Raw genomic sequence first — 21,295 nt, forward strand, 5'->3', positions numbered from 1 at the left:
TGACCGTCGTGAGGGCGGGTTCCGACGTGACGCGGGGGAACGTCCCGGCGGCGACCGGGCCGCTGGTGGCTTTCGCAGTGACCGTCGTGAGGGTGGTTCCCGCGACGGTGACCGGCGGGGCAGTGGTTTCCGGGACGGCGGCCGTCGTGAGGGTGGTTTCCGTGACGGTGACCGTCGGGGCAGTGGTTTCCGAGACGGTGACCGTCGTGAGGGTGGTTTCCGCGACGGTGACCGTCGGGGCGGCGGGTTCCGCAGTGACGAGCGCCGCGAGGGCGGGTTCCGGAGTGAACGCCGAGACGATGATCGCCGCAGTGGAGGTGCGCGCGGCGGCGAACGCCGTGTGGACGGTTTCCGGGGCGGTGCGAACCGCGAGGGTGAACTCCACGACGGTGCCCGCCGGGACGGTGGTTTCCGTGACGAACGCCGGGACGGTGGTTTCCGGAACGAAGGGCGCCGCAGCGATGGCACCCGGGACGGCGACAGGCGCGACAGCGGGTTCCGGGAACGTCGCGAAGGCTTCGGCGGTGACCGCCGGGAGGGCTCCCGGGACGATTCGCGCCGTGAGGGCGGCTATCGCGGGGGTGACCGCCGTGAGGGCGGCTATCGCGGGGGCGACCGGCGCGAGGGCGGTTTCCGGGACCGTAACCGAGCGGCGGGCAGCTTCGGCGAGCGCGAGCGCCGGGACGGCGGGTTTCGCCGTGGGACTGATGCGCGGGGCGCACGCCGGGACGATCGGGACGGTGAGGGCCGCTTCGGGCGACGTGCGGACCGGGACGGACCTGGTGCTACCGAGGACACGGGTACGCCGGCACCGGTACTTCCGGACGACATCGTCGCGACCGACCTGGACCAGGAGGTCCGCGCGGAACTGCTGTCGCTGGCGAAGCCGGTCGCGGAGACCGTCGCCCGGCACCTCGTGGCGACGGGGCGCCTGATCGACGACGATCCAGCCGGGGCGCTCGCCCACGCGCTGGCTGCTCGTCGGCTCGCGTCGCGGATCGCCGCGGTCCGAGAAGCTGTCGGGCTGGCTGCCTACCACGCCGGAGAGTGGCAGTCGGCCATCGCCGAGCTGCGGACGTACCACCGGATGAGCGGTGCACAGAGTCACCTCGCGGTGATCGCGGACAGCGAGCGGGCACTCGGTCGACCCGAACGGGCCATCGACCTGTTTCGTGGTGCCGACCAGGAGAAGCTCGATCCGGCAGTGGCGATCGAGCTGCTGATCGTGGCTGCGGGCGCGCGCGGTGACCTCGGCCAGCGGGATGCGGCGGTGGCGATGCTCCAGGTGTCCGACCTGACCGCCGACGCCGTGCAGCCGTGGACGGCACGGTTGCGGTACGCGTACGCCGACGCGCTGCTTGCTGTGGGGCGGCGGACCGAGGCGCGGGAATGGTTTTCCCGCTCCGCAGAGGTGGACACCGAGGCGGAGACCGACGCCGCTGAGCGGCTGCTGGAACTCGACGGAGTCGTCATCGAGGGCGACGACGAGGACGAGGTGACCGGGGAACTGGCCGCTGATCCGGGTGCGCCGGGAACCGTCCCGGCCCGTCCGGACGCCGACCCCTCCACCGCCGACCGCACCGACCAGGACGACGACGTGGCCGGCAGTGGTGTGGTGTCCGCCGAAGCTGAAGGCGGCGTCGTTGAGCGGGGAACCGCCGTGGATGCGGACAGCATGGACGTGGCGGCCACCGCCGAGGCAGCTGGACCGGGCCTGCAGCGCCGCGAGGCCGACGGGAGTGCGGAGCCGGAGGCCCCGCAGCGATGAGCGGGGACCGGCTGGTGGACGACTACGCCCTGGTCGTCTTCGACCTGGACGGGGTGATCTACCTGATCGACGAGCCGATCCCCGGCGCGGTCGATACGGTCACCCGGCTGCACGGTGAGGGCCGACCTGTCGCGTACGCCACGAACAACGCCTCGCGTCGCGCCGCCGACGTGGCTGACCTGCTCACCGGGATGGGTGTGCCGGCGCGACCGGAGGAGGTTCTGACAAGCGCCGCCGCAGCTGCCGAACTGCTGGGTGAGCGGCTGCCGTCCGGCGCGCCGGTGCTCGTGGTGGGGGCCGACGCGCTGCGGGCCGAGATCAGCGAGGCTGGGCTCAAACCGGTCGCCACAGCCGACGAGGCTCCGGTCGCGGTGATCCAGGGGTACGGCCCGCAGGTGGGTTGGGCAGATCTGGCCGAAGCGGCAGTGGCGGTTCGGGCCGGCGCGATCTGGGTGGCCACGAACACCGACCGGACCCTGCCCAGCGGGCGAGGCCCATTGCCGGGCAATGGAGCACTGGTGGCCGCCCTGGCCACTGCGCTCGGCCGGAACCCGGACGAGGTCGTCGGTAAGCCGGCGCCGGAGTTGTTCGCCACCGCCGCCCGGCGGGCCGACAGCGGCCGGACGGTGGTCGTGGGCGATCGGCTGGACACCGACATCGAGGGCGCCAACCGGGCTGGCCTGGACAGCCTGCTGGTCCTCACCGGGGTCAGTGACGCCGTCGAGCTGCTCGCCGCACCCGCCGAGCGGCGGCCGACGTACGTCTCCTGGGACCTGACCGGGCTTTTCGACCCCGAGGGGGTGGTGCGGGTACCGGCGTCGGCGGCCGAGTACGGCGGATGGCAGGTGACCGTCGGAACCGAAGGGTTGCGGCTGTCCGGCTCAGGACGAACCCTGGGCGCGCTTGCCGCGCTCTGCGCGGCTGCCTGGCACAGCGACCGGTCCGGTCCGGTCCGGTCGGGGTCACCGGCGGCGGCACCGGTGTTGGCGCAGCTCGGCCTGGCGTCCTGACACCGGCACAGCGGACTGCTCTGGTTGGTTCAGAGCAGTTTGCGCAGCTTCATCAGATCGAACGGGTTCGCCTTGATCGACACACGGCGGTTGGCGACCGCCCGGGTGACGTCGAGTTCGCCGCGCACCAGGGCCAGTAGGTCGTCGCTGGTGGTGCTCATGGCGATCTTCGCCTTGGGGTCGTCGCCGTCGGCGAGTTCGACGAGCCGTCCGCCGGTGAGCCGCCCGTGGAAGGCGGTTTCCAGATCGGTTATCCGGCAGGCCAGGGTGCGATCCAGGTCCACGCGGTCACGGACGGTCTCCGCGTTGCGTTCGAGCCGGGCGGCAAGATCGTGCAACGCCTGCCGGCACTCGTCCACCGTGGCCACCGATCGCCTCCTCGACACCCGCCTCGTCTCCCGCACCGTACCGCACAGGACGGTTCCGACGGCCGGGTAGCGTGACACCTGCACAGCCGCCGGGCGAAAGGACTCAGGCATGCAGGATGCGTGGCGCGCCTACCTCGAACTGGCCATGGGCCTGACGGAGGCGCCGCGGAAGAAGGCGCAGGACGCGGTACGCCGGGCGATGGGGTCGACCGGTGCGACGGCGGCCCAGTTGCAGGCCCTCGCCGAGGAGCTGCGGTCGACTGGAGCGGCCAACCGGGAGGCCCTCACCAAGCTTGTGCGGTTCGAAGTCGAGCGGGCACTAGGAGCCGTCGGTCTGGCAACCGCCGAGGAGGTCGCCGAGCTGGACCGCCGGCTGCGTGACGTGGAACGCCAGCTGCGGGCTGCCGGGGTGGCGACCGCCGGCACCGCATCGGGACCGGTGTCGGCTGCCGGGTCGGTCGAGACCTCCACAGTCGGTACGCCGCACACCGCAGCCGCGGCCCCACCGGCGAAGGCGGTGGCGAAGAAGGCCGTGGCGAAGAAGGCGGTAACCAAGGCCGCATCGAGGCGCCCCCGATCGGAGGGCGGCACGTGACCGGGCGACCCGCCGGGATGCTCGGCGGTGGCGCGGCAGTCAGCCACCCCGCCCGCCCGGCCGTACCGGAGGCGGCATGACCGCCCCACGGCCCGGCCCACCGCCGGCCCCACGGCCTGGCCCGCCGCAGCCTTCGATCAACGTGAGCGGTCCGGACGACGGCCATCCTGCGGTCGACGCTGCGGTGCAGGCGATCACCAACGCCGCGGCACTCGGCCCCGCCGATCAGATCGCCGAGTACGAGGCCGCGTACCAGACGCTGCGGGAGACGCTGGCCACCATCGACCAGACATGAGGAGGCGCGTCCGTCCATGGCACGGCGTAACCGGTTGGACGCCGAACTCGTCCGTCGCGGTCTGGCCCGTTCCCGCGAGCAGGCGGCCGCGCTGGTGGAGGCCGGCCGCGTACAGCTGCGTGGGGTGCCGGCCCGTAAGGCCGCCGCAATGGTCGATCCCGCTGATCCGCTGCTGGTGAGCGGCACCGACCCCACCGCAGAGTACGTCTCCCGGGGCGGACACAAGCTGGCCGGTGCGCTCGCCGCGTTCGCGCCCGCGGGTCTGGTGGTGGCCGGTCGGCGCTGCCTCGACGCCGGTGCGTCCACCGGCGGGTTCACCGACGTACTGCTGCGCGCCGACGCCGCCGAGGTCGTCGCGGTGGACGTCGGCTACGGGCAGCTGGCCTGGTCGCTGCGCAACGACGAACGGGTACGGGTCCTAGAGCGCACGAACGTGCGGACGCTGACCCCCGAGGTGATCGACGGCCCGGTCGAGTTGACCGTCGCCGACCTGTCGTTCATCTCGTTGCGGCTGGTACTGCCGGCCCTGGTGGCCTGTACCCGGCCCGACGGCGATCTTGCGTTGATGGTGAAACCGCAGTTCGAGGTGGGCCGGGAGCGGGTCGGTGCCGGTGGCGTGGTGCGCGATCCGGAGCTCCGGGCACAGGCGGTGCTCGATGTCGCCGCGGCGGCTGAGGTGTTGCGGCTGGGGCTGGCGGATCTGGCGGTCAGCCCGCTGCCGGGGCCGAGCGGCAACGTCGAGTTCTTCGTATGGTTACGCCGGGACGCGCCACCGGCCGACCCGCACCAGGTGCGGGCCGTGGTGGCGGCCGGGCCGGGTGGCCCGGTCAGGTCCGGCGACGGGTCGGACGAGGCGACGGAGGAGGTGGCCACGTGAGCTGGTTGCGGTGGACGAACCACGAACGCGGTGTTTGCAGGCGGTCGTCGCGGTGACCCGCACGGCCCTGTTGGTGACGCACACCGGCCGTCGGCGCAGCACCGAACACGCCCGTACGGTCGCGGCGGACCTGATCTCCGCCGGGTTCGAGGTCCGGGTGGTGGCGGAGGAGGCCGAGGATCTCGACCTGCCCGGCGTGGTGCCGGTGACCGGACCGGAGGCGGCCGAGGGCGCTGAGATCGTCTTCGCGCTCGGTGGGGACGGCACGTTCCTGCGCGCCGCCGAGCTGGCCAGGCCGGCGAAGGTACCGCTGCTCGGCATCAACCTCGGCAAGGTCGGTTTCCTCGCCGAGGCGGAGATCGACGATCTGGACGTGGCGGTCCGCGACGTGGTGAGCCGCAACTACAGCGTCGACGAGCGGCTCACCCTCGATGTGACGGCTGAGTTCGACGGTGGACCGACCATCGAGTCGTGGGCCCTCAACGAGATCAGCGTCGAGAAGGGCGAGCGGGCCCAGATGCTGGAGCTGCTCGTCGACGTCGACGGTCGACCGTTGTCCCGGTACGGCTGCGACGGCGTGGTCTGCGCCACGCCCACCGGCTCGACGGCGTACGCCTTCTCCGGTGGTGGGCCGGTGGTCTGGCCAGAGGTGGAGGCGCTGCTGTTGGTGCCGATCAGCGCGCACGCGTTGTTCAGCCGGCCGCTGGTCACCGCCCCCACCTCCACCATGGCGATAACCGTCGACCCGTTCACCACCCTGGCGGTGCTCTGCTGCGATGGTCGACGGGTCTACGACCTGCCGCCGGGTGCTCGGGTCACGGTGCGGCGGGGGACCCTGCCGGTGCGGATCGTCCGGCTGCGGGACCGGTCGTTCACGGCACGCCTGGTGGCCAAGTTCGACCTGCCGGTGCACGGCTGGCGGGGCAATCGCCGCTGACCCAGACGGCCGTGCCGGCTGGTCAAGTGTCGTGCCACGCGTCTACTGTCGGTTGCTGTGCTGGAGGAGCTTCGCATCACCGGACTGGGCGTCATCGAGGACACGACACTGCCGTTGACCGGCGGCATGAACGTCATCACCGGCGAGACCGGTGCCGGTAAGACGATGGTGGTGACCGGGCTCGGCCTGCTTTTCGGTGGCCGGGCCGACGCCGGACGGGTACGCGCCGAGCCCGGCCGGGCCGTCGTCGAGGGGCGGTTGCGCCTCCGTGGTCGGGTGGCGGAGACGGTGCACGCCCGGATCACCGATGCCGGGGGTGAGCCCGACGAGGACGGCGGCGTGCTGTTGAGCCGCACCGTCACGGTGGAGGGCCGGTCCCGGGCCCACCTGGGCGGGCGCGGGATGCCGGTGGCGATGCTGGGGGAGGTGGGTGAGCAGGTGGTTGCCGTGCACGGCCAGTCCGACCAGCTGCGACTGCTGCGCCCGGCCGAACAGCGGGCCGCACTGGACCGGTTCGCCGGACCCGAGCACGAGAAGCTGCTCGACGCGACGCGGGACGCGTTCACCCGGTGGCGTCGGGTGGTCGACGAACTGGCCGACCGGCGCCGCAACGCACGGGAACGGCATCAGGAGACGGACCTGCTGCGGTTGGGTCTCGACGAGATCACCCGGGTCGATCCGCAGCCGGGTGAGGACGACGAGCTGAAGGCGGAGGCGCAGCGGCTGGAGCACGCGGAGGGTCTACGTACCGCAGCGCAGCTCGCCCATCAGTGTGTGGCCGGTGGGTTGGAGGCGACCGACGACACCCCGGACGCCTCGACGCTGCTGGGCACCGCCCGCCGCACGTTGGAGGCGCAGACCGGCACTGATCCGGTGCTTGGCGAACTTGCCGTCCGTCTGGAGGAGGCGGCCACGCTCGTCGCCGACGTCTCGGTGGAGCTGTCCACGTACCTCACCGGACTGGACGCGGACCCGGCCCGGTTGCAGGCCCTCTACGAGCGCCGGGCCGCGCTGCGCGCGTTGACCCGCAAGTACGCCGACGACGTCGACGGGGTGATCGCCTGGGCGGAGCGGGCCCGGACCCGACTGTCCGAGCTGGACAACTCCGACGAGCTGCTCGACGAGCTCGATCGGGAGGCGTCCAGACTGGCCGGGGAGGTCGCCGAGTTGGCCGGCCGGTTGTCGGTGTCCCGACAGGAGGCGGCGGCGCGGTTCGCTGAGCAGGTCACCGGTGAGCTGGCCGGTCTCGCGATGCCGCACGCGCGGATCGAGGTGGCGGTGTTGCCTCGACCGGCCGGTCGTGCCGAACCGACGTTACCGGTCAACGGGGTCGACGTCGGTGTCGGGCCCGACGGCGGCGACGAGGTCGAGCTGCGGCTGTTGGCGCATCCCGGTGCGCCGTCACTGCCGCTGCAACGGGGGGCCTCCGGTGGTGAACTGTCCCGGGTGATGCTCGCCATCGAGGTGGTCTTCGCCGGTTCCGGCGGCCCACCGACCCTCGTTTTCGACGAGGTCGACGCGGGTGTGGGGGGTCAGGCGGCGGTGGAGATCGGCCGTCGGCTGGCCCGGTTGGCCCGCAGTCACCAGGTCCTGGTGGTGACCCACCTGCCGCAGGTCGCCGCGTTCGCTGACCGTCACCTGGTGGTGGCCAAGGACACCGGCGGTGCGGTCACCACGAGCGGGGTACGGGTGGTCGAGGACACCGAGCGGGCCCGGGAACTCGCCCGGATGCTTGCTGGTTTGCCCGATTCGGATCTGGGTATCGCGCATGCGGAGGAGCTGCTGGCCGTCGCCGCCCGGGAACGGCGGTCCTGAGAGCGTGAGTGTGAGCGGAGGCACACCGGCCTTCGCTCAGGTGTGCTTCCCTGGGTGGGCGGCCCTGCTCAGGCATGTCGCGACAGATTCGCCTGCCTCACATGCCAGGATGGTCACGATGCGTCTACCCACGTTGCGCCGGGCCCGGAACGCGGAACCGGGACAGATCCTCGGCATCGCGCGCCTCGACCGCCGTACGAAGCGGCTGGTCGGCCGGCTCCGCCCCGGCGACATCGCGGTCATCGACCACGTCGACCTGGACCGGGTCGCCGCCGACTCGCTTGTCGCGGTCGGGGTCGGCGCGGTGCTCAACGCCAAGCCGTCGGTATCCGGCCGCTACCCCAATCTGGGGCCGGAGGTGTTGATCTCGGCGGGCATTCCGCTGCTCGACGACCTCGGCGAGGGCGTCTTCGAACGGATCCGTGAGGGTGACACGGTGCGTGTCGAGGGCAACACGGTCTACTTGGACGGCGACCCGGTGGCGCACGGCAGCCTGCAGGACACCGAGAGTGTGGCCAAGGCGATGACCGACGCCCGGGAGGGGCTGTCGGTGCAGTTGGAGGCGTTCGCCGCCAACACCATGGACTACCTCAAGCAGGAGCGCGACCTGCTGCTGGACGGTGTCGGGGTGCCCGAGATCGCCACCGAGGTGCAGGGCCGGCACTGTCTGATCGTGGTCCGGGGCTACGACTACAAGGCCGACCTGGACGTGCTGCGCCCGTACATCCGGGAGTTCAAGCCGGTGCTGATCGGCGTGGACGGGGGAGCCGACGCCCTGGTCGAGGCGGGCTACACCCCCGATATGATCATCGGTGACATGGACTCGGTCACCGACGACGTGCTGCGCTGCGGTGCCGAGGTGATCGTGCACGCGTACCCGGACGGTCGGGCACCGGGGCTACCCCGGGTCAGTGGCCTGGGAGTGCCGGCGGTCACCTTCCCCGCCGCCGCCACCAGTGAGGACCTCGCCATGCTGCTCGCCGACGAGAAGGGCGCCTCGCTGATCGTCGCGGTGGGTACCCACGCCACGCTCGTCGAGTTCCTCGACAAGGGGCGCGGTGGCATGGCGTCGACGTTCCTCACCCGGCTCAAGGTCGGCGGCAAGTTGGTCGACGCCAAGGGCGTCAGCCGGCTGTACCGGCAGAGCATCTCCGGGTCGTCCTTGTTGCTGCTGGTCCTCTCGGCACTCGCCGCCATGGCCTCTGCGGTGGCCGTCTCCACCGTCGGTAAGGCGTACCTGGGCGTGGTCTCCGAGTGGTGGGACAATTTCGTGTTTCAGCTCGGCCAGCTCTTCTAGCTCCCGACCGATCAAGAGGCTTCAAGCGTGATCAACTTCCGGTACCACGTGGTGTCCCTGACCGCGGTCTTCCTGGCCCTGGCGATCGGCTTGGTGGTCGGTACCGCCGCGCTCAACGGCCCGGTCGCGGACTCGCTCCGGGAGACCGTCAACGAGCTGCGCAAGGACAACCAGCAGATGCGGCAGGCGGTCCAGAACATGCAACGGGAGTTGGAGCTGGAGGAGGAGTTCGCCGCCGAGATGGCACAGGCGTGGCTGCCGGGCACTCTGAGTGGCAAGCGGGTGCTGGTACTCAGCCTACCCACCGGTCGCGACCACACGGAGGGTGTGCTCAACATGCTCCAGTTGGCCGGTGCCGACGTCACCGGACGGATCGACCTGCAGGACAAGTTCATCAACCCGGAGAACAACAACGACCTGCTGGAACTGGCGGTCAACGCGGCCCAACCGACCGACGCGCCCACCGCGGGGCTGCCCGGTAACGGCCACGGCGTCGAGACGTCCAGCGCCCTGCTGGCCACGGTGCTTCTGGATCAGCCCGCCAGCGCCGAGCCGGTCACCGAGGCGGATCGTCGGGCGGTACTGGCCGCGTACGGCAACGCGAACTACCTGACCACCGCCGACCGGATCACCGCGCCGTCGGAGGCCGTGGTGGTGGTCAGTGGGCAGCCGTACGTGGACAAGGATTCCGCCAGGAAGGACGAGTCCGTCGTCAAGATCGCGGAGCAGTTCGACCGGACCGGAGGCATCATCGCGGCCGGCAACGGCTCGGCCGGCGGCAACCTGGTGGCTTTCGTCCGAGGTGACGCGGTGCTCGCCCAGACCATCTCGACAATCGACAACGCCAACACCGTTCAAGGGCAGCTGGTCACCGTACTGGCGCTCGTGCAGCAGCTCGACGAGCGCAAGGCCGGCCACTACGGCGTCGGTGACAGCGCCGCCTCGCTGGTGCCTAAACTGCCCCAGTGAACCTTCCCCGCCCTCCCACACGGTTCGACGAGAGGTGCGTACACGTCGTGCGACGCAGGCCGACGAGGGTTCACTGATCCGACGAGGAACCCGGCGCCCGGGTTCGACGATTTCCGCCGGTCGGCGGGAGGGGATGGCGTGCGTGAACGGGACGGCGACGTGACGGTCCTCGGTCGACTTGTGCTGACCGCGATCGGGGCGGTCGGAGCCCGGTACGCGTTGCGGGTCATCCGTACCGCACCGCCTGCGCCGGCACTGGAGCGGAGCAACTTCCGCGGTCGTACTGTGACCCTGGCCGCCGGCCCGGCACTCGCGCTGGGCGCCTCGGGTGCCGCAGCCGGCGGGGCGGCGAGCGTGCCGGCCGGGGCGGCGACCCTGGTAGCCGGGCTCGGTGCCGGTGCCGTGGGCCTCTACGACGACGTCGTCGGGGCCCGCCCGGAGCAGAAGGCGGCCAAGGGCTTCGCCGGGCACCTTGCCGCGTTGCGGCAGGGTCGGATCACCGCCGGCCTCGTCAAGATCGTTGGAGTGGGTGCCGCCGGTCTGGGCGCGTCGATCCTGCTCACCACCGACCCGGGGGTGGCTGGGCACCGCCGCCGGCAGCGGCAGAGCACCGTCGGCCTGGGCTTCGACGTGCTGCTCGGTGCGGGAGTGGTCGCTGGTACGGCGAATTTGGTCAACCTGCTCGACCTGCGCCCCGGCCGGGCGTTGAAGTCAGGTCTGCTGCTCGGAGTGCCGTTGAGCGGTGGCCGGCACGGCGGGCTCGCCTCGGGTGCGGTCGGTGCCGCTGCCGGGCTGCTCCCCGCCGACCTCGCCGAGGACGTGATGCTCGGCGACAGTGGTGCGAACGCTCTCGGCGCGGTGCTCGGGGTGGCGTTGGCCGCCCGCACCGGACCGGTCGGCCGGGCCGGGCTGCTCGCCGTCCTCGCCGGGCTCACGGCCGCCAGCGAGAAGGTGAGCTTCACGAAGGTCATCGCGAGCACCCCAGGGCTGCGTGAACTCGACGCGCTGGGTCGACGCGTCGACTGACGTGACCAGACCGGCCCCCTTCGCCGGCGCCGGCCGGGTGGCCGGAGCGGCGGCCCTCATCGCCGTACTCACCGTGGTCAGCAGGCTCGCAGGCTTCGGGCGTACCGCTGTGTTCACCTGGGTGGTGCAGGACAGCGACCTGGGCGCGATGTATGTGCTCGCGAACAGCATCCCGAACATCATCTTCGAGATCGTCGCGGGTGGGGCGTTGGCCAGCCTGGTCGTACCGCTGCTCGCCGGAGCGGTCGCGGCGGGGGACCGGCGGGCGGTCGCGGCCACCACCGGCGCCCTGCTCACCTGGACGGTGACGCTGCTCGTGCCGCTGGCGGTGCTGGTGGCGCTGGGCGCCGGGCCGATCATTGCCCTGCTCGGCGACAGCCGACCGCCGCAGGAGTTGGCGGCGGCTGCCCGGATGCTGCGGGTCTTCGCACCGCAACTGCCGCTGTACGGAATCGGCATCGTGCTCACCGGCGTGCTCCAGGCGCACCGGCGGTTCGCCTGGCCGGTGATCGCCCCGCTGCTGTCGAGCCTCACGGTGGTCGTCGTCTACCTGGTCTTCGCCGGGGTCGCCGGCACCGGAGCCAGCGTGGCACAGGCCGGGCGTGGCGGCGAGCTGATCCTGTCGGCCGGCACCACCCTCGGCGTGGTGGTGCTCTCGCTGTCGCTGCTGATTCCGCTGCGACGGCTGCGGCTGACGCTGCGTCCCGGGTACGCGTTCCCGACCGCCGCCCGGGTCCGGTTGCGTGGGCTGGCGGTAGCGGGTGTGGTGACGGTCACCGCCCAGCAGGTGGCGCTGGCGGTGATCCTCTACCGGCTTTCCAGCGGCCAGACCGAGGCATTCCAGGTGTTCAACCTGGCGCAGACGTTCTATCTGCTGCCCTGGGCGGTGCTGGCCGTGCCGCTGGCCACCGCCGCCTACCCGGATCTGGCCGCGGCGGCGGGGGTGGACGAGCGGGCTTACCGTGCCGTTTTGTCGGCGACCCTGCGGGGGGTGCTGCTGTGCAGTTTTCTGGGGTCTGCCGCCCTGGTCGGTGTGGCCGGCCCGATCGGCCGGTTCTTCCCGCTCGACAGCGCCGCGACCGCTGCGGCGATCACCGGCTACGCCCCCGGGCTGCTCGGGTACGGGCTGTTCGCGGTGCTGTCCCGCGCGCTGTACGCCCGTGGCGCGACCCGGGCGGCGGCTGTCACCATCACCGCCGGTTGGCTGGCGGTGCCGCTGGTGCTGATTCCGCTGTCGGTGCTGCTGCCGGTGGCCGATCGGGTGCTGGCGGTGGCGTTGGCCAACTCGGCGGGAATGCTGTTGCTCGGTGTGCTGCTGCTGGTGGCGGTGGCCCGTACTGCTGGCCGGGAGGCGCTGGCTGGTGCCGGTCGGGCCGGCGGCGCCGGTCTGCTGGCGGCTGTCGCGGCTTGCGTCGCCGCCGTGGCGACCCTGCGGTTGCTGGACGCCGGGGGTGACCCCCCGGCGCGGTGGACGGCGCTGATGCAGGGCATGCTGTCCGGAGCCTTGGTCGCTGTGGTGTTTGTCGCCGTGGTGTGGCTGGTCGACCGGGAGGATCTGCGGCCGTTGCTGACCGGCCTTGGGCGACGCCTGCGCCGGGCCCGGCCAGGCGACCGGAAGGAGGAGGCTTCCCGGTGAGCGCGAGGAGTGAGCTTGCGAGCCCCGCAGTCGTGAGCGGAGGGTTAGTGGGGTGAGCGCGAGGAGTGAGCTTGCGAGCCCCGCAGTCGTGAGCGGAGGGTTGGTGGGGTGAGCGCGACGCGCGGGGCGGCGGACGATGCGGGCCGCCCGGGGACGGTGCTGCTGCTGGTGGCGTCCAGCACCGGCGGCGTCGGCCAGCATGTCCGGTCGGTGGCGCGGGGGCTGGCCGCGGTCGGACAGCCGGTGCTGGTCTGCGGCCCGGCGGCGACTCAGGACCAGTTCGACTTCGTGGCCACCGGCGCCCGATTCCAGCCGGTGGAGATCCCGGCGAGTCCCACGCCGGCCGACGCCCGCGCGGTCGGAGTGCTGCGCCGGCTGCTCGCCTCCGAGCAGGTGGGCGTGGTGCACGCGCACGGGCTGCGTGCCGGGCTGGTCGCGGTACTGGCCCGGCCGGCGGCTCCGCTCGTGGTCACCTGGCACAACGCGGTGTTGGCCGGTGGGGTTCGTGGTGCGCTGTCACGGCTGGTGGAGCGGATCGTGGCCCGGGGGGCCCGGGTGACCCTCGGTGCCTCCGCCGACCTGGTGGCGCGGGCCGTCGAGTTGGGTGCGGGAGATGCCCGCCTCGCCCCGGTCGCCGCACCGGAGCTGCCCGCGCCGCAGCGTCGTCGCGCCGCCGTGCGGGCCGAGTTCTCCGTCGCCGCCGACCAGCCGTTGATCCTGTCGGTGGGTCGGCTGCACCCGCAGAAGCGGTACGACGTGCTGGTGGACGCTGCCGCCCGGTGGCGGGACCGCACCCCGCCTCCGGTTGTCGTGATCGCCGGTAGCGGACCGGCCTATCTGCCGCTGGCGGCCCGGGTCAGCGCGGCCCGGGCACCGGTCACCCTGCTGGGGCACCGCACCGACGTGGCTGATCTGCTCACCGGCGCTGACCTTGCGGTGGTCACCAGCGACTGGGAGGCACGTCAGCTGTTCGCGCAGGAGGCGCTGCGGTCGGGGGTACCGCTGGTGGCGACCGCGGTGGGTGGTCTACCGGAACTTGTCGGCGACGCGGCGGTGCTGGTGGCACCGGGTGATGTGGACGCGGTCGACGCGGCGGTGCGCGGCCTGCTTGACGACGACTCCTACCGGGCAGAGCTGGCGCGGCGTGGTGTGGCGCGGGCGTCCACCTGGCCGACCGAGGCGCAGACCCTCACCCATTTGCTGGCGCTCTACACCGAGCTGGTGCCCGGCCCGGCCACGCCGGACGCCGACGCACCGTCGACGGGACGCCGGTGATGGTGCGCCGTATCGGCCCGATCCTGCTCACCGTGGTGGTGGTGGCGCTCGGGGTCACCGCGCTGACCGTCCGCCCGCAGAGTCCACCGGCTCGACCAAGCGCCGACTTCGTGGTCCTCGTCGGGGTGGCCGGGCTGCGCTGGGACGACGTGGACGCGGAGCGTACCCCGACGCTGTGGCGGCTGGCCCGGGAAGGTTCGATCGGCTCGCTGTCGGTACGGTCGGCGCACCGGCCCACCTGTCCGGTCGACGGTTGGTTGACGTTGGGGGCGGGCAGTTTCGCTGCCTGGCCCGGCAGCCGTGGCGGTGACGGGGAGTGTTCCCCCGTCGAGGTGCCCCTGGAACAGCCGGACGGCATCGGGGCGAATCTGCCGGATCAGGAAAGTGTCGTTCTGCACAACCAGGAGCGGCTGCCGTGGGGCACGATGCCGGGTGCGCTGTCGGAGTCGGTTCGGTGTTCGGTGGCGGTCGGGCCGAGCGCGGCGGTGGCTGCCGCCCGACCGTTCGGTCGCGTCGACCGGTATGCGCCGACGCTGCCCGAGGAACCGGCTGGGCTGCTCGGTTCCTGCGTGCTCAGCATCGTCGATCTCGGTACGGTGAGTGGTGTTGATCCGGCGGCGCGGGCGGTGGCGGCCGAGGCCGCCGACGCCGAACTGGCTCGCGTACTCCAGGCTCGACCGCCACGTTCACTGGTGATCGTTGCCGGGGTGTCCGACACCGAGCGGCCGTCCCGTCTGCACCTGGCGGTCGCTCACGGGCCCGGCTGGGAGGCGGGCTGGCTGATCTCGCCGAGCACGGATCGCCGCGGTTACCTGCAACTTGTCGATCTGGCCCCGACCGCGCTGGCCGCCCTGGGACGTCCGATGCCGGACCGGCCGTTCCTCGGCCGGCCCGCGGAGTCCGTCGGAGGTCGGCCGGCCGATCTGTCCGCCGCGATCGCCGAGCCGGCGGACGCGGACCGGGAGGCCGCCGCCCGGGGCCAGGTGACTGGTGGATTCTTCGTCCTGCTCGCCGCCGTCCAGGTGGCGCTCGCAGTGGTGGTGCTGCCGCTGCTGCGTAGGGCTCGCCGGGACGCCGGTCCCTACGGGCCGAGACCGGTGCCGCGCGCGGTGGTGGCGACGGTGGAGATGCTGCTTGTCGCCGCCGCCTTGGCAATCCCGGCGGCGCTGATCGCCGAGGCGGCACCGTGGTGGCGCGCCGCGCATCCGGCGGCCTCGTTCGCTGGGCTGACCGCCGTGGTGCTGGCCGCCTCGACGCTGCTGGTGCGCCTCACTCCCGGGTACCGCACCACCCTGGGTCCGCTGGGTGCGGTGGCCGGGCTGACCACGCTGGCCGTCGGTCTGGATGTCGTCACCGGTGCCCGGTTGCAGCTCAACGCGGTCGTGGGCTACTCCGCTCTGGAGGGGGGCCGCTACGCCGGTCTGAGTACCGTCGGGCTCGGCGTGTTCGTCGCCGCTGCGCTGCTCAGCGCCGGCTGGCTCGCCCAGCGGGTACGCCGTGGCTGGCGGCCGCCGGTCATGGTGGTCGTGGGCGGAGCCGCCGTGGTGATCGTCGGCAGCCCGTATCTGGGTGCCGACTCGATCGGCGCGATCGCCCTGACCGCCGGAGTGAGCGTGGCGGCGGCGATCAGCGCGGGCGGCTGGCTGACGTTGACCCGGCTCGCCTGGGCGGCGATGGCCGGGCTGGCCGTGACGGTCGGGTTCGCGGTGGTGGATCTGGGTCGGGATCCGGCGGAACGGGGCAGTCTCGGCCGGTTCCTGGCGGCGCTCGGCGACGGCACCGGCGGGCTGACCGTGCAGCGGTCCAGCGCCGCCAGCTTCGAGACTCTGGTGAACAGTCCGCTGACGGTGCTGGCGCTGGCCGGGGCGTTGCTGGTCTGGTTTGCGCTGCTGCAGCCCTGGGGCGGGCTGATGCGGCTGTTCGGCATCTACCCGGCCATCCGGGCCGCGATGGCGGGTACCGCGGTGGCGGCGGTGATCGGCGGGCTGCTGGGTGCGGTCGCGTTGGACGTGGCCGGGGCTGCGGCAGCGGTGGTGGTGCCCATGGCGGCGCTGTCGGCACTGCGGGTGCTCGACCACGCGGCGGAACGGACCAGGCCGGGGGTGGACCGTCCAGGCGACGGCGGGCCAGCCGGTGGCGGTGCGGGCGGTACTGGTCCGGACGACACCGGCCCGGTTGGTACCGGCGGTCCGGGTGCACGGTCTTCGGCCGAGGTCGCGACCGGGTGACCCGGTGGCGGTACCGGGTGCGCCACCGGCGTGCCGTCGAGGAGGTGTTACCGTGGAATCCCGTGGATCGCGTGATCACTTCGCTGATCGGCTCGGCGGTCTGCACGACCGCGACGGACGACACGGGAGCAGGCCTTGGCCCCTTCAGCACGGACGACCAGGCACGTATTCGTCACCGGAGGCGTCGCCTCCTCGCTGGGTAAGGGGCTCACCGCCTCCAGTCTCGGCAACCTGCTGACCGCGCGGGGGCTTCGCGTGGTGATGCAGAAGCTCGACCCGTACCTCAACGTCGACCCGGGCACGATGAATCCGTTCCAGCACGGTGAGGTCTTCGTGACCGAGGACGGTGCCGAGACGGATCTCGACGTGGGGCACTACGAGCGTTTCCTCGATCGGGCGTTGTCCGGTAAGGCCAACGTGACCACCGGCCAGATCTACTCCGAGGTGATCGCCAAGGAACGGCGTGGTGAGTACCTGGGTGACACCGTCCAGGTGATTCCGCACATCACCAACGAGATCAAGTCTCGGATCCTGGCCATGGCCGACCCGGACGACGACGGCCGCACCCCGGACGTGGTGATCACCGAGGTCGGCGGAACGGTCGGTGACATCGAGTCGCTGCCGTTCCTGGAGGCGATCCGTCAGGTACGCCACGACCTGGGCCGGGACAACTGCTTCTACCTGCACGTCTCGCTGGTTCCCTACCTCGCCCCCTCCGGGGAGTTGAAGACCAAGCCCACTCAGCATTCGGTGGCCCAGTTGCGCAGCATCGGTATCCAACCCGACGCCATCGTGTGCCGTTCGGACCGGGACATCCCGGAGAAGCTGCAGCACAAGCTGTCCCTCTACTGTGACGTGGACGCCGAGGCGGTGATCGCCGCACCGGACGCGCCGAGCATCTACGACATCCCGAAGGTGCTGCACCGGGAGGGGCTCGACGCTTACGTGGTGCGCCGGCTGAACCTCTCCTTCCGCGACGTGGACTGGGACGGCTGGGACGACCTGCTGCAGCGGGTGCACCAGCCCCGACACACCATCACCGTCGCCCTGGTCGGCAAGTACGTGGACCTGCCCGACGCGTACCTGTCGGTCAGCGAGGCGATCCGGGCAGCCGGCTTCGGCCACCGGGCCCGGGTCGAGTTGCGGTGGGTACCCAGCGACGACTGTGTCACCCCGACTGGCGCGACGGCGGCCCTGGCCGGGGTCGACGGCATCGTCATCCCCGGCGGGTTCGGTGTCCGGGGCATCGAAGGCAAGATCGGTGCCGCCCGGTATGCCCGGGAGAACGGCGTCCCACTGCTCGGGCTCTGCCTGGGCCTGCAGTGCATGACCATCGAGGTGGCTCGGCACCTGGCTGGTCTGGACGGCGCGAACTCCCTGGAGTTCGACGCCGAGGCGGTGCATCCGGTCATCGCCACCATGGCCGATCAGCAGGACATCGTCGCCGGCCGGGGTGACCTGGGTGGCACGATGCGGCTGGGCGCGTACCCGGCGACCCTCACCGAAGGCTCCATCGTCGCCGAGGCGTACGGCAGTACCGAGGTGAGCGAGCGGCACCGGCACCGGTACGAGGTGAACAACGCCTACCGTGACCAGCTCGTCAAGGCGGGGCTGCACGTCTCCGGTACTTCGCCGGATGGCCGACTCGTCGAGTTCGTCGAGCTGGATCGGGACCTGCATCCGTTCTTCGTGGCCACCCAGGCGCATCCGGAACTCAAGAGCCGCCCCACCCGGCCCCACCCGCTGTTCGCCGCATTCGTCCACGCCGCGGTGACGTACTCACACGCCGACCAGCTTCCGGTCGATCTGGACGGGGCCCCCGCCGAGCGGGTGACCCGCCACGGCACCGCCACGAAGGTGCCCTCGGTTTCGTGAGCGGACTGTCCGTGGGTGTCGGAACGCACGTCGGGGTGCTGCCGGCTGAGGTCGGAGGCAGCGCCGAGGTGGTAGGCCGATGAGTGCCGTCGAGCACCGCTACGAGGTCCGCTCCCGGGAGCTACTCTACCGCGGTCGGATATTCGAGGTGGTGACCGAGGAGGTCACCATGCCCGGGGGCGGCACCGCGGCGCGGGATCTGGTCCGACACGTCGGTGCGGTGGCGGTGGTGGCGCTCGACGACGCCGGCCAGGTCGTGTTGATCCGGCAGTACCGCCAGCCGGTGGGTCGGCGGTTGTGGGAACTGCCGGCCGGGCTGACCGATGTGGCTGGTGAGGATCCGTCGGTGACGGCGGCGCGTGAGCTGGCCGAAGAGGTGGATCTGACCGCCGGTCGGCTCGACGTGCTCGTCGACGTGCACAGCTCGCCCGGGTTCACTGACGAGTTGGTTCGGGTTTACCTGGCTCGTGAACTCGGCGAGGTTCCGGCTCAGCAGCGACACGACCGCCACGATGAGGAGGCCGACCTGCAGATCGTTCGGATCGGCCTCGACGAGGCGGTCGGCATGGTGCTGGCCGGGGAAATCACTAACGGGCCGTGTGTGGCTGGTCTGCTCGCCGCTACCCGCGCCCGCGACGCCGGCTGGTCGGGGTTGCGCCGGGCGGACGCTCCGCTGCCCCGCTGACCGTGGGTGCGACGTAGGCTCCGGGCTCGCTCTGGTGCGGTCGGAACGCGAGGCGGGGCCGGGCGGTTCGCCGCCCGGCCCCGCGTGGTCTCGAACGTCAGACGCGCAGCGACCGGCACTGTCCGTCGACTCCGGTGCGCAGCAGATGAAACGATGTTGGCGGGGACTGCCCTGACGGCTGACGTGGTCTCCGCCGACGGCCCGGGGGCGGCCCACCTGACACATCGTCAACGGCTACGGCTAGCAGGTGTCACAGTGCAGGCTCTGGTCGCCTGCGGTCACGCCTAAACTGCCGGCGGGACCGGTTGACCGAGGCGGCGATGGAGCCGTCACGGCACCGCGCAGTCGAGGGGTGAAGCTGCCCCGAGGAGAGGTGTCAGCATCGTGAAGGTCGGCATCCCACGCGAGGTCAAGAACCACGAGTACCGGGTGGCGATCACACCCGCCGGCGTCAACGAGTTCGTCCGTGGCGGCCACCAGGTCTTCGTCGAGGCCGGCGCCGGGCTCGGATCCAGCATCACCGACGAGGAGTTCGCCGCCGCTGGCGCCAAGATCCTGGAGAGTGCTGACGAGGTCTGGGACGCCGCCGAGCTGGTCCTGAAGGTCAAGGAGCCGGTCGCCGAGGAGTACCACCGGATGCGCGCAGGGCAGGTGCTCTTCACCTATCTGCACCTGGCCGCTTCGCGGGACTGCACCCAGGCGTTGACCGACCGGAGGGTGACCGGCATCGCCTACGAGACCGTCGAACTGCCGGACCGGTCGCTGCCCCTGCTCGCACCGATGTCGGAGGTGGCCGGGCGGCTCGCTCCGCAGGTCGGCGCTTTCCACCTGATGCGTACCGGCGGTGGTCGGGGCGTGCTGCCCGGCGGCGTGTCCGGCGTGTACGCGGCGAAGACCGTGGTCATCGGTGCCGGCGTGTCCGGCATGAACGCCGCCGCCATCGCGCTGGGTCTGCAGTCCGAGGTGCTGCTGCTGGACAAGAACGTCGGCCGGTTGCGGCAGGCCGACGCCATCTACCGGGGGCACCTGCAGACCGTCGCCTCCAACGCGTACGAGATCGAGCGGGCGGTGCTGGACGCCGACCTGGTCATCGGCGCGGTGCTGGTGCCGGGCGCGAAGGCCCCGAAACTGATCTCCAACGAGTTGGTTTCCCGGATGAAGGCGGGCAGCGTGCTCGTCGACATCGCCATCGACCAGGGCGGCTGCTTCGAGGACTCGCGGCCGACCACCCACGCCGATCCCGTCTACCGGGTCCACGAGTCGATCTTCTACTGTGTGGCGAACATGCCCGGTGCGGTGCCGAACACCAGCACCTACGCGCTGACGAACGTCACCCTGCCGTACGCCCTCGAACTGGCCAACCACGGTTGGCGTGAGGCTTCCCGCCGCGACCCGGCGCTGGCGCTGGGCTTGAACACCCACGACGGGCACGTCGTCTACGGACCGGTCGCCGAGGCACACGGTCTGCCCGTCCTGCCGCTGACCGAGGTGCTGGCTGACAGCTGAACGGGCGATCCCGGACGAGGCCGGCGTGGGTGAGCAGCCCGCGTCGGCTCTGCGCCGTGCCGTCCGCGGCTACCTCGACCATCTCACCGTCGAACGTGGACTCGCTGCGAACACCCTCGCGTCGTACCGTCGGGACCTCGATCGCTACCTGGGCTCCCTGGTCAACGCCGGGGTGACCGACCTGGCGGCCGTCTCCACCGGCGAGATCGAACGCCACCTTGCCCGGCTTCGCGCGGGCGCCGACGGGCATCCGCCGCTGGCGGTCTCCTCCGCGGCCCGCGCCGCCAGCGCGGTTCGCGGACTGCACCGGTTCGCGTTGCGGGAGGGCCTTACCGGTGCCGATCCGAGCCGCGACGTGCGGCCTCCCGCCCCGCCCCGACGGCTGCCCCGGGCGCTGCCGGTCGACGACGTGGTCGCTCTGCTGGAGACCGCCGGGCCGGTCGAGGCGGCCGGGGACACCGCGCCGTTGGCGCTGCGGGACCGGGCACTGTTGGAGTTCCTGTACGGCACCGGGGCGCGGATCTCCGAGGCCGTCGGTGCCGCGGTGGACGACGTGGACCTCCACGACGGGGTGACGGTGCTGCGCGGCAAGGGTGGCCGGAACCGTCTGGTGCCGATCGGCGGGTACGCGCTGCGGGCGCTCGGGGCGTACCTCGTTCGTGCCCGACCGGCGTTGGCCGCCGCCGGCCGGGGCACCCCGGTGATCTTCCTGAACGCGCGGGGCGGCCCACTGACCCGGCAGGGCGCCTGGACCATCCTGCGCCGCGCCGCCCAGCGGGCCGGGTTGACCGTCGACGGTCCACGGGCCGTGTCGCCGCACACGTTGCGTCACTCGTACGCGACCCACCTGCTCGACGGCGGGGCCGACGTGCGGGTGGTGCAGGAACTGCTCGGCCACGCCTCGGTCACCACCACCCAGGTCTACACCCTGGTCACCGTCGAACGGCTGCGCGAGGTCTACGCCTCCGCCCATCCCCGTGCTCTGAGCTGACCGCCGACGGTGGCTGCCGTACCTCCCTCGGCCGGCGGCCGACGGTGCGGTGCTACCCCCACCCGGCCGTGTGCCGACGGTCCGACCTGCCGGTGGCCGGTGCTGCCCGCCGACACGCCGAGCCGGTGCCGATCGCCCTGCT

18 protein-coding genes and 1 pseudogene are annotated in these 21,295 nt (G+C 71.9%); 17 read left to right on the plus strand and 2 right to left on the minus strand.

The genetic code is table 11. The features are described 5' to 3' along the window. A partial coding sequence (locus HCA58_RS23740) for a hypothetical protein (RefSeq protein ID WP_240956573.1) occupies positions 1-967 on the minus strand: 967 nt, incomplete at its 3' end. Here HCA58_RS23740 and HCA58_RS21890 point away from each other — a divergent pair. Next, on the plus strand, positions 878-1,768 hold the full coding sequence (locus tag HCA58_RS21890) for a Replicase polyprotein 1ab (RefSeq protein WP_240956572.1): 891 nt from the start codon (positions 878-880) through the stop codon (positions 1,766-1,768). The two genes, HCA58_RS23740 and HCA58_RS21890, sit on opposite strands and share 90 nt — an antisense overlap. Continuing rightward, positions 1,765-2,778, plus strand: coding sequence for an HAD-IIA family hydrolase (locus tag HCA58_RS21895; RefSeq protein ID WP_169599808.1), 1,014 nt, complete (start codon positions 1,765-1,767; stop codon positions 2,776-2,778). The genes HCA58_RS21890 and HCA58_RS21895 overlap by 4 nt, the downstream gene beginning before the upstream one ends. A gap of 29 nt (positions 2,779-2,807) precedes the next feature. On the opposite strand, the gene HCA58_RS21900 is transcribed toward HCA58_RS21895, so the two are convergent. Next, positions 2,808-3,146, minus strand: coding sequence for an SCP2 sterol-binding domain-containing protein (locus tag HCA58_RS21900; protein WP_169599809.1), 339 nt, complete (start codon positions 3,144-3,146; stop codon positions 2,808-2,810). Positions 3,147-3,255: 109 nt separating this feature from the next. On the opposite strand from HCA58_RS21900, the gene HCA58_RS21905 reads away from it, so the two are divergent. From HCA58_RS21905 to HCA58_RS21975, 15 genes and pseudogenes are all read left to right on the plus strand, one after another. Beyond that, the gene (locus HCA58_RS21905) at positions 3,256-3,741 is read left to right on the plus strand and encodes a hypothetical protein (RefSeq protein ID WP_240956571.1); all 486 of its coding nucleotides are present in this window, start codon (positions 3,256-3,258) and stop codon (positions 3,739-3,741) included. Between the two features lie 76 nt (positions 3,742-3,817). Next, entirely contained in the window at positions 3,818-4,036 is a 219-nt protein-coding gene (locus HCA58_RS21910; RefSeq protein ID WP_169599810.1) for a hypothetical protein, read from the plus strand. Between the two features lie 16 nt (positions 4,037-4,052). Further along, complete coding sequence (locus HCA58_RS21915; protein ID WP_169599811.1) at positions 4,053-4,913, plus strand: TlyA family RNA methyltransferase; 861 nt, start codon at positions 4,053-4,055, stop codon at positions 4,911-4,913. A gap of 52 nt (positions 4,914-4,965) precedes the next feature. Beyond that, positions 4,966-5,850 (plus strand): NAD kinase, encoded by an 885-nt coding sequence (locus tag HCA58_RS21920; RefSeq protein ID WP_169599812.1) that lies wholly within the window; start codon positions 4,966-4,968, stop codon positions 5,848-5,850. A gap of 57 nt (positions 5,851-5,907) precedes the next feature. Further along, the gene (recN, locus tag HCA58_RS21925) at positions 5,908-7,665 is read left to right on the plus strand and encodes a DNA repair protein RecN (protein ID WP_169599814.1); all 1,758 of its coding nucleotides are present in this window, start codon (positions 5,908-5,910) and stop codon (positions 7,663-7,665) included. Positions 7,666-7,783: 118 nt separating this feature from the next. Beyond that, positions 7,784-8,962 carry a putative cytokinetic ring protein SteA gene (steA, locus tag HCA58_RS21930; protein WP_169599817.1) on the plus strand — a complete coding sequence of 393 codons (1,179 nt, stop codon included), beginning with the start codon at positions 7,784-7,786 and terminating at the stop codon, positions 8,960-8,962. A 27-nt stretch (positions 8,963-8,989) separates the two neighbouring features. After that, positions 8,990-9,931 carry a copper transporter gene (locus tag HCA58_RS21935; protein ID WP_169599819.1) on the plus strand — a complete coding sequence of 314 codons (942 nt, stop codon included), beginning with the start codon at positions 8,990-8,992 and terminating at the stop codon, positions 9,929-9,931. A gap of 159 nt (positions 9,932-10,090) precedes the next feature. Continuing rightward, on the plus strand, positions 10,091-10,957 hold the full coding sequence (locus HCA58_RS21940; RefSeq protein ID WP_169599845.1) for a hypothetical protein: 867 nt from the start codon (positions 10,091-10,093) through the stop codon (positions 10,955-10,957). Position 10,958: 1 nt separating this feature from the next. Continuing rightward, positions 10,959-12,593, plus strand: a complete 1,635-nt coding sequence (locus HCA58_RS21945) for a lipid II flippase MurJ (RefSeq protein ID WP_169599821.1) — start codon at positions 10,959-10,961, stop codon at positions 12,591-12,593. A 108-nt stretch (positions 12,594-12,701) separates the two neighbouring features. Then, entirely contained in the window at positions 12,702-13,868 is a 1,167-nt protein-coding gene (locus tag HCA58_RS21950) for a glycosyltransferase family 4 protein (protein WP_169599822.1), read from the plus strand. Next, positions 13,868-16,063, plus strand: a pseudogene (locus tag HCA58_RS21955) (hypothetical protein); the annotation flags it as partial. The gene HCA58_RS21950 and the pseudogene HCA58_RS21955, both read left to right, overlap by 1 nt. 168 nt (positions 16,064-16,231) lie before the next feature. After that, positions 16,232-17,971, plus strand: coding sequence for a CTP synthase (locus HCA58_RS21960; RefSeq protein ID WP_169599824.1), 1,740 nt, complete (start codon positions 16,232-16,234; stop codon positions 17,969-17,971). A gap of 79 nt (positions 17,972-18,050) precedes the next feature. Further along, positions 18,051-18,656, plus strand: coding sequence for an NUDIX hydrolase (locus HCA58_RS21965; protein WP_169599826.1), 606 nt, complete (start codon positions 18,051-18,053; stop codon positions 18,654-18,656). A gap of 384 nt (positions 18,657-19,040) precedes the next feature. Continuing rightward, complete coding sequence (ald, locus tag HCA58_RS21970) at positions 19,041-20,162, plus strand: alanine dehydrogenase (RefSeq protein WP_169599828.1); 1,122 nt, start codon at positions 19,041-19,043, stop codon at positions 20,160-20,162. Between the two features lie 25 nt (positions 20,163-20,187). Next, entirely contained in the window at positions 20,188-21,153 is a 966-nt protein-coding gene (locus HCA58_RS21975) for a site-specific tyrosine recombinase XerD (RefSeq protein WP_169599830.1), read from the plus strand. Positions 21,154-21,295: the final 142 nt, after the last annotated feature.

The sequence above is a fragment of the Micromonospora sp. HNM0581 genome (genome assembly GCF_012726175.1).
In the GTDB taxonomy this organism is placed as follows: domain Bacteria; phylum Actinomycetota; class Actinomycetes; order Mycobacteriales; family Micromonosporaceae; genus Micromonospora.

Excerpts from the sequence above, each read along its gene's own strand:
- HCA58_RS21905 (WP_240956571.1), top strand. The coding sequence starts at position 3,256 with ATGCAGGATGCGTGGCGCGCCTACCTCGAACTGGCCATGGGCCTGACG.
- steA (WP_169599817.1), top strand. The coding sequence starts at position 7,784 with ATGCGTCTACCCACGTTGCGCCGGGCCCGGAACGCGGAACCGGGACAG.
- HCA58_RS21965 (WP_169599826.1), top strand. The coding sequence starts at position 18,051 with ATGAGTGCCGTCGAGCACCGCTACGAGGTCCGCTCCCGGGAGCTACTC.
- HCA58_RS21910 (WP_169599810.1), top strand. The coding sequence starts at position 3,818 with ATGACCGCCCCACGGCCCGGCCCACCGCCGGCCCCACGGCCTGGCCCG.
- HCA58_RS21915 (WP_169599811.1), top strand. The coding sequence starts at position 4,053 with ATGGCACGGCGTAACCGGTTGGACGCCGAACTCGTCCGTCGCGGTCTG.
- HCA58_RS21895 (WP_169599808.1), top strand. The coding sequence starts at position 1,765 with ATGAGCGGGGACCGGCTGGTGGACGACTACGCCCTGGTCGTCTTCGAC.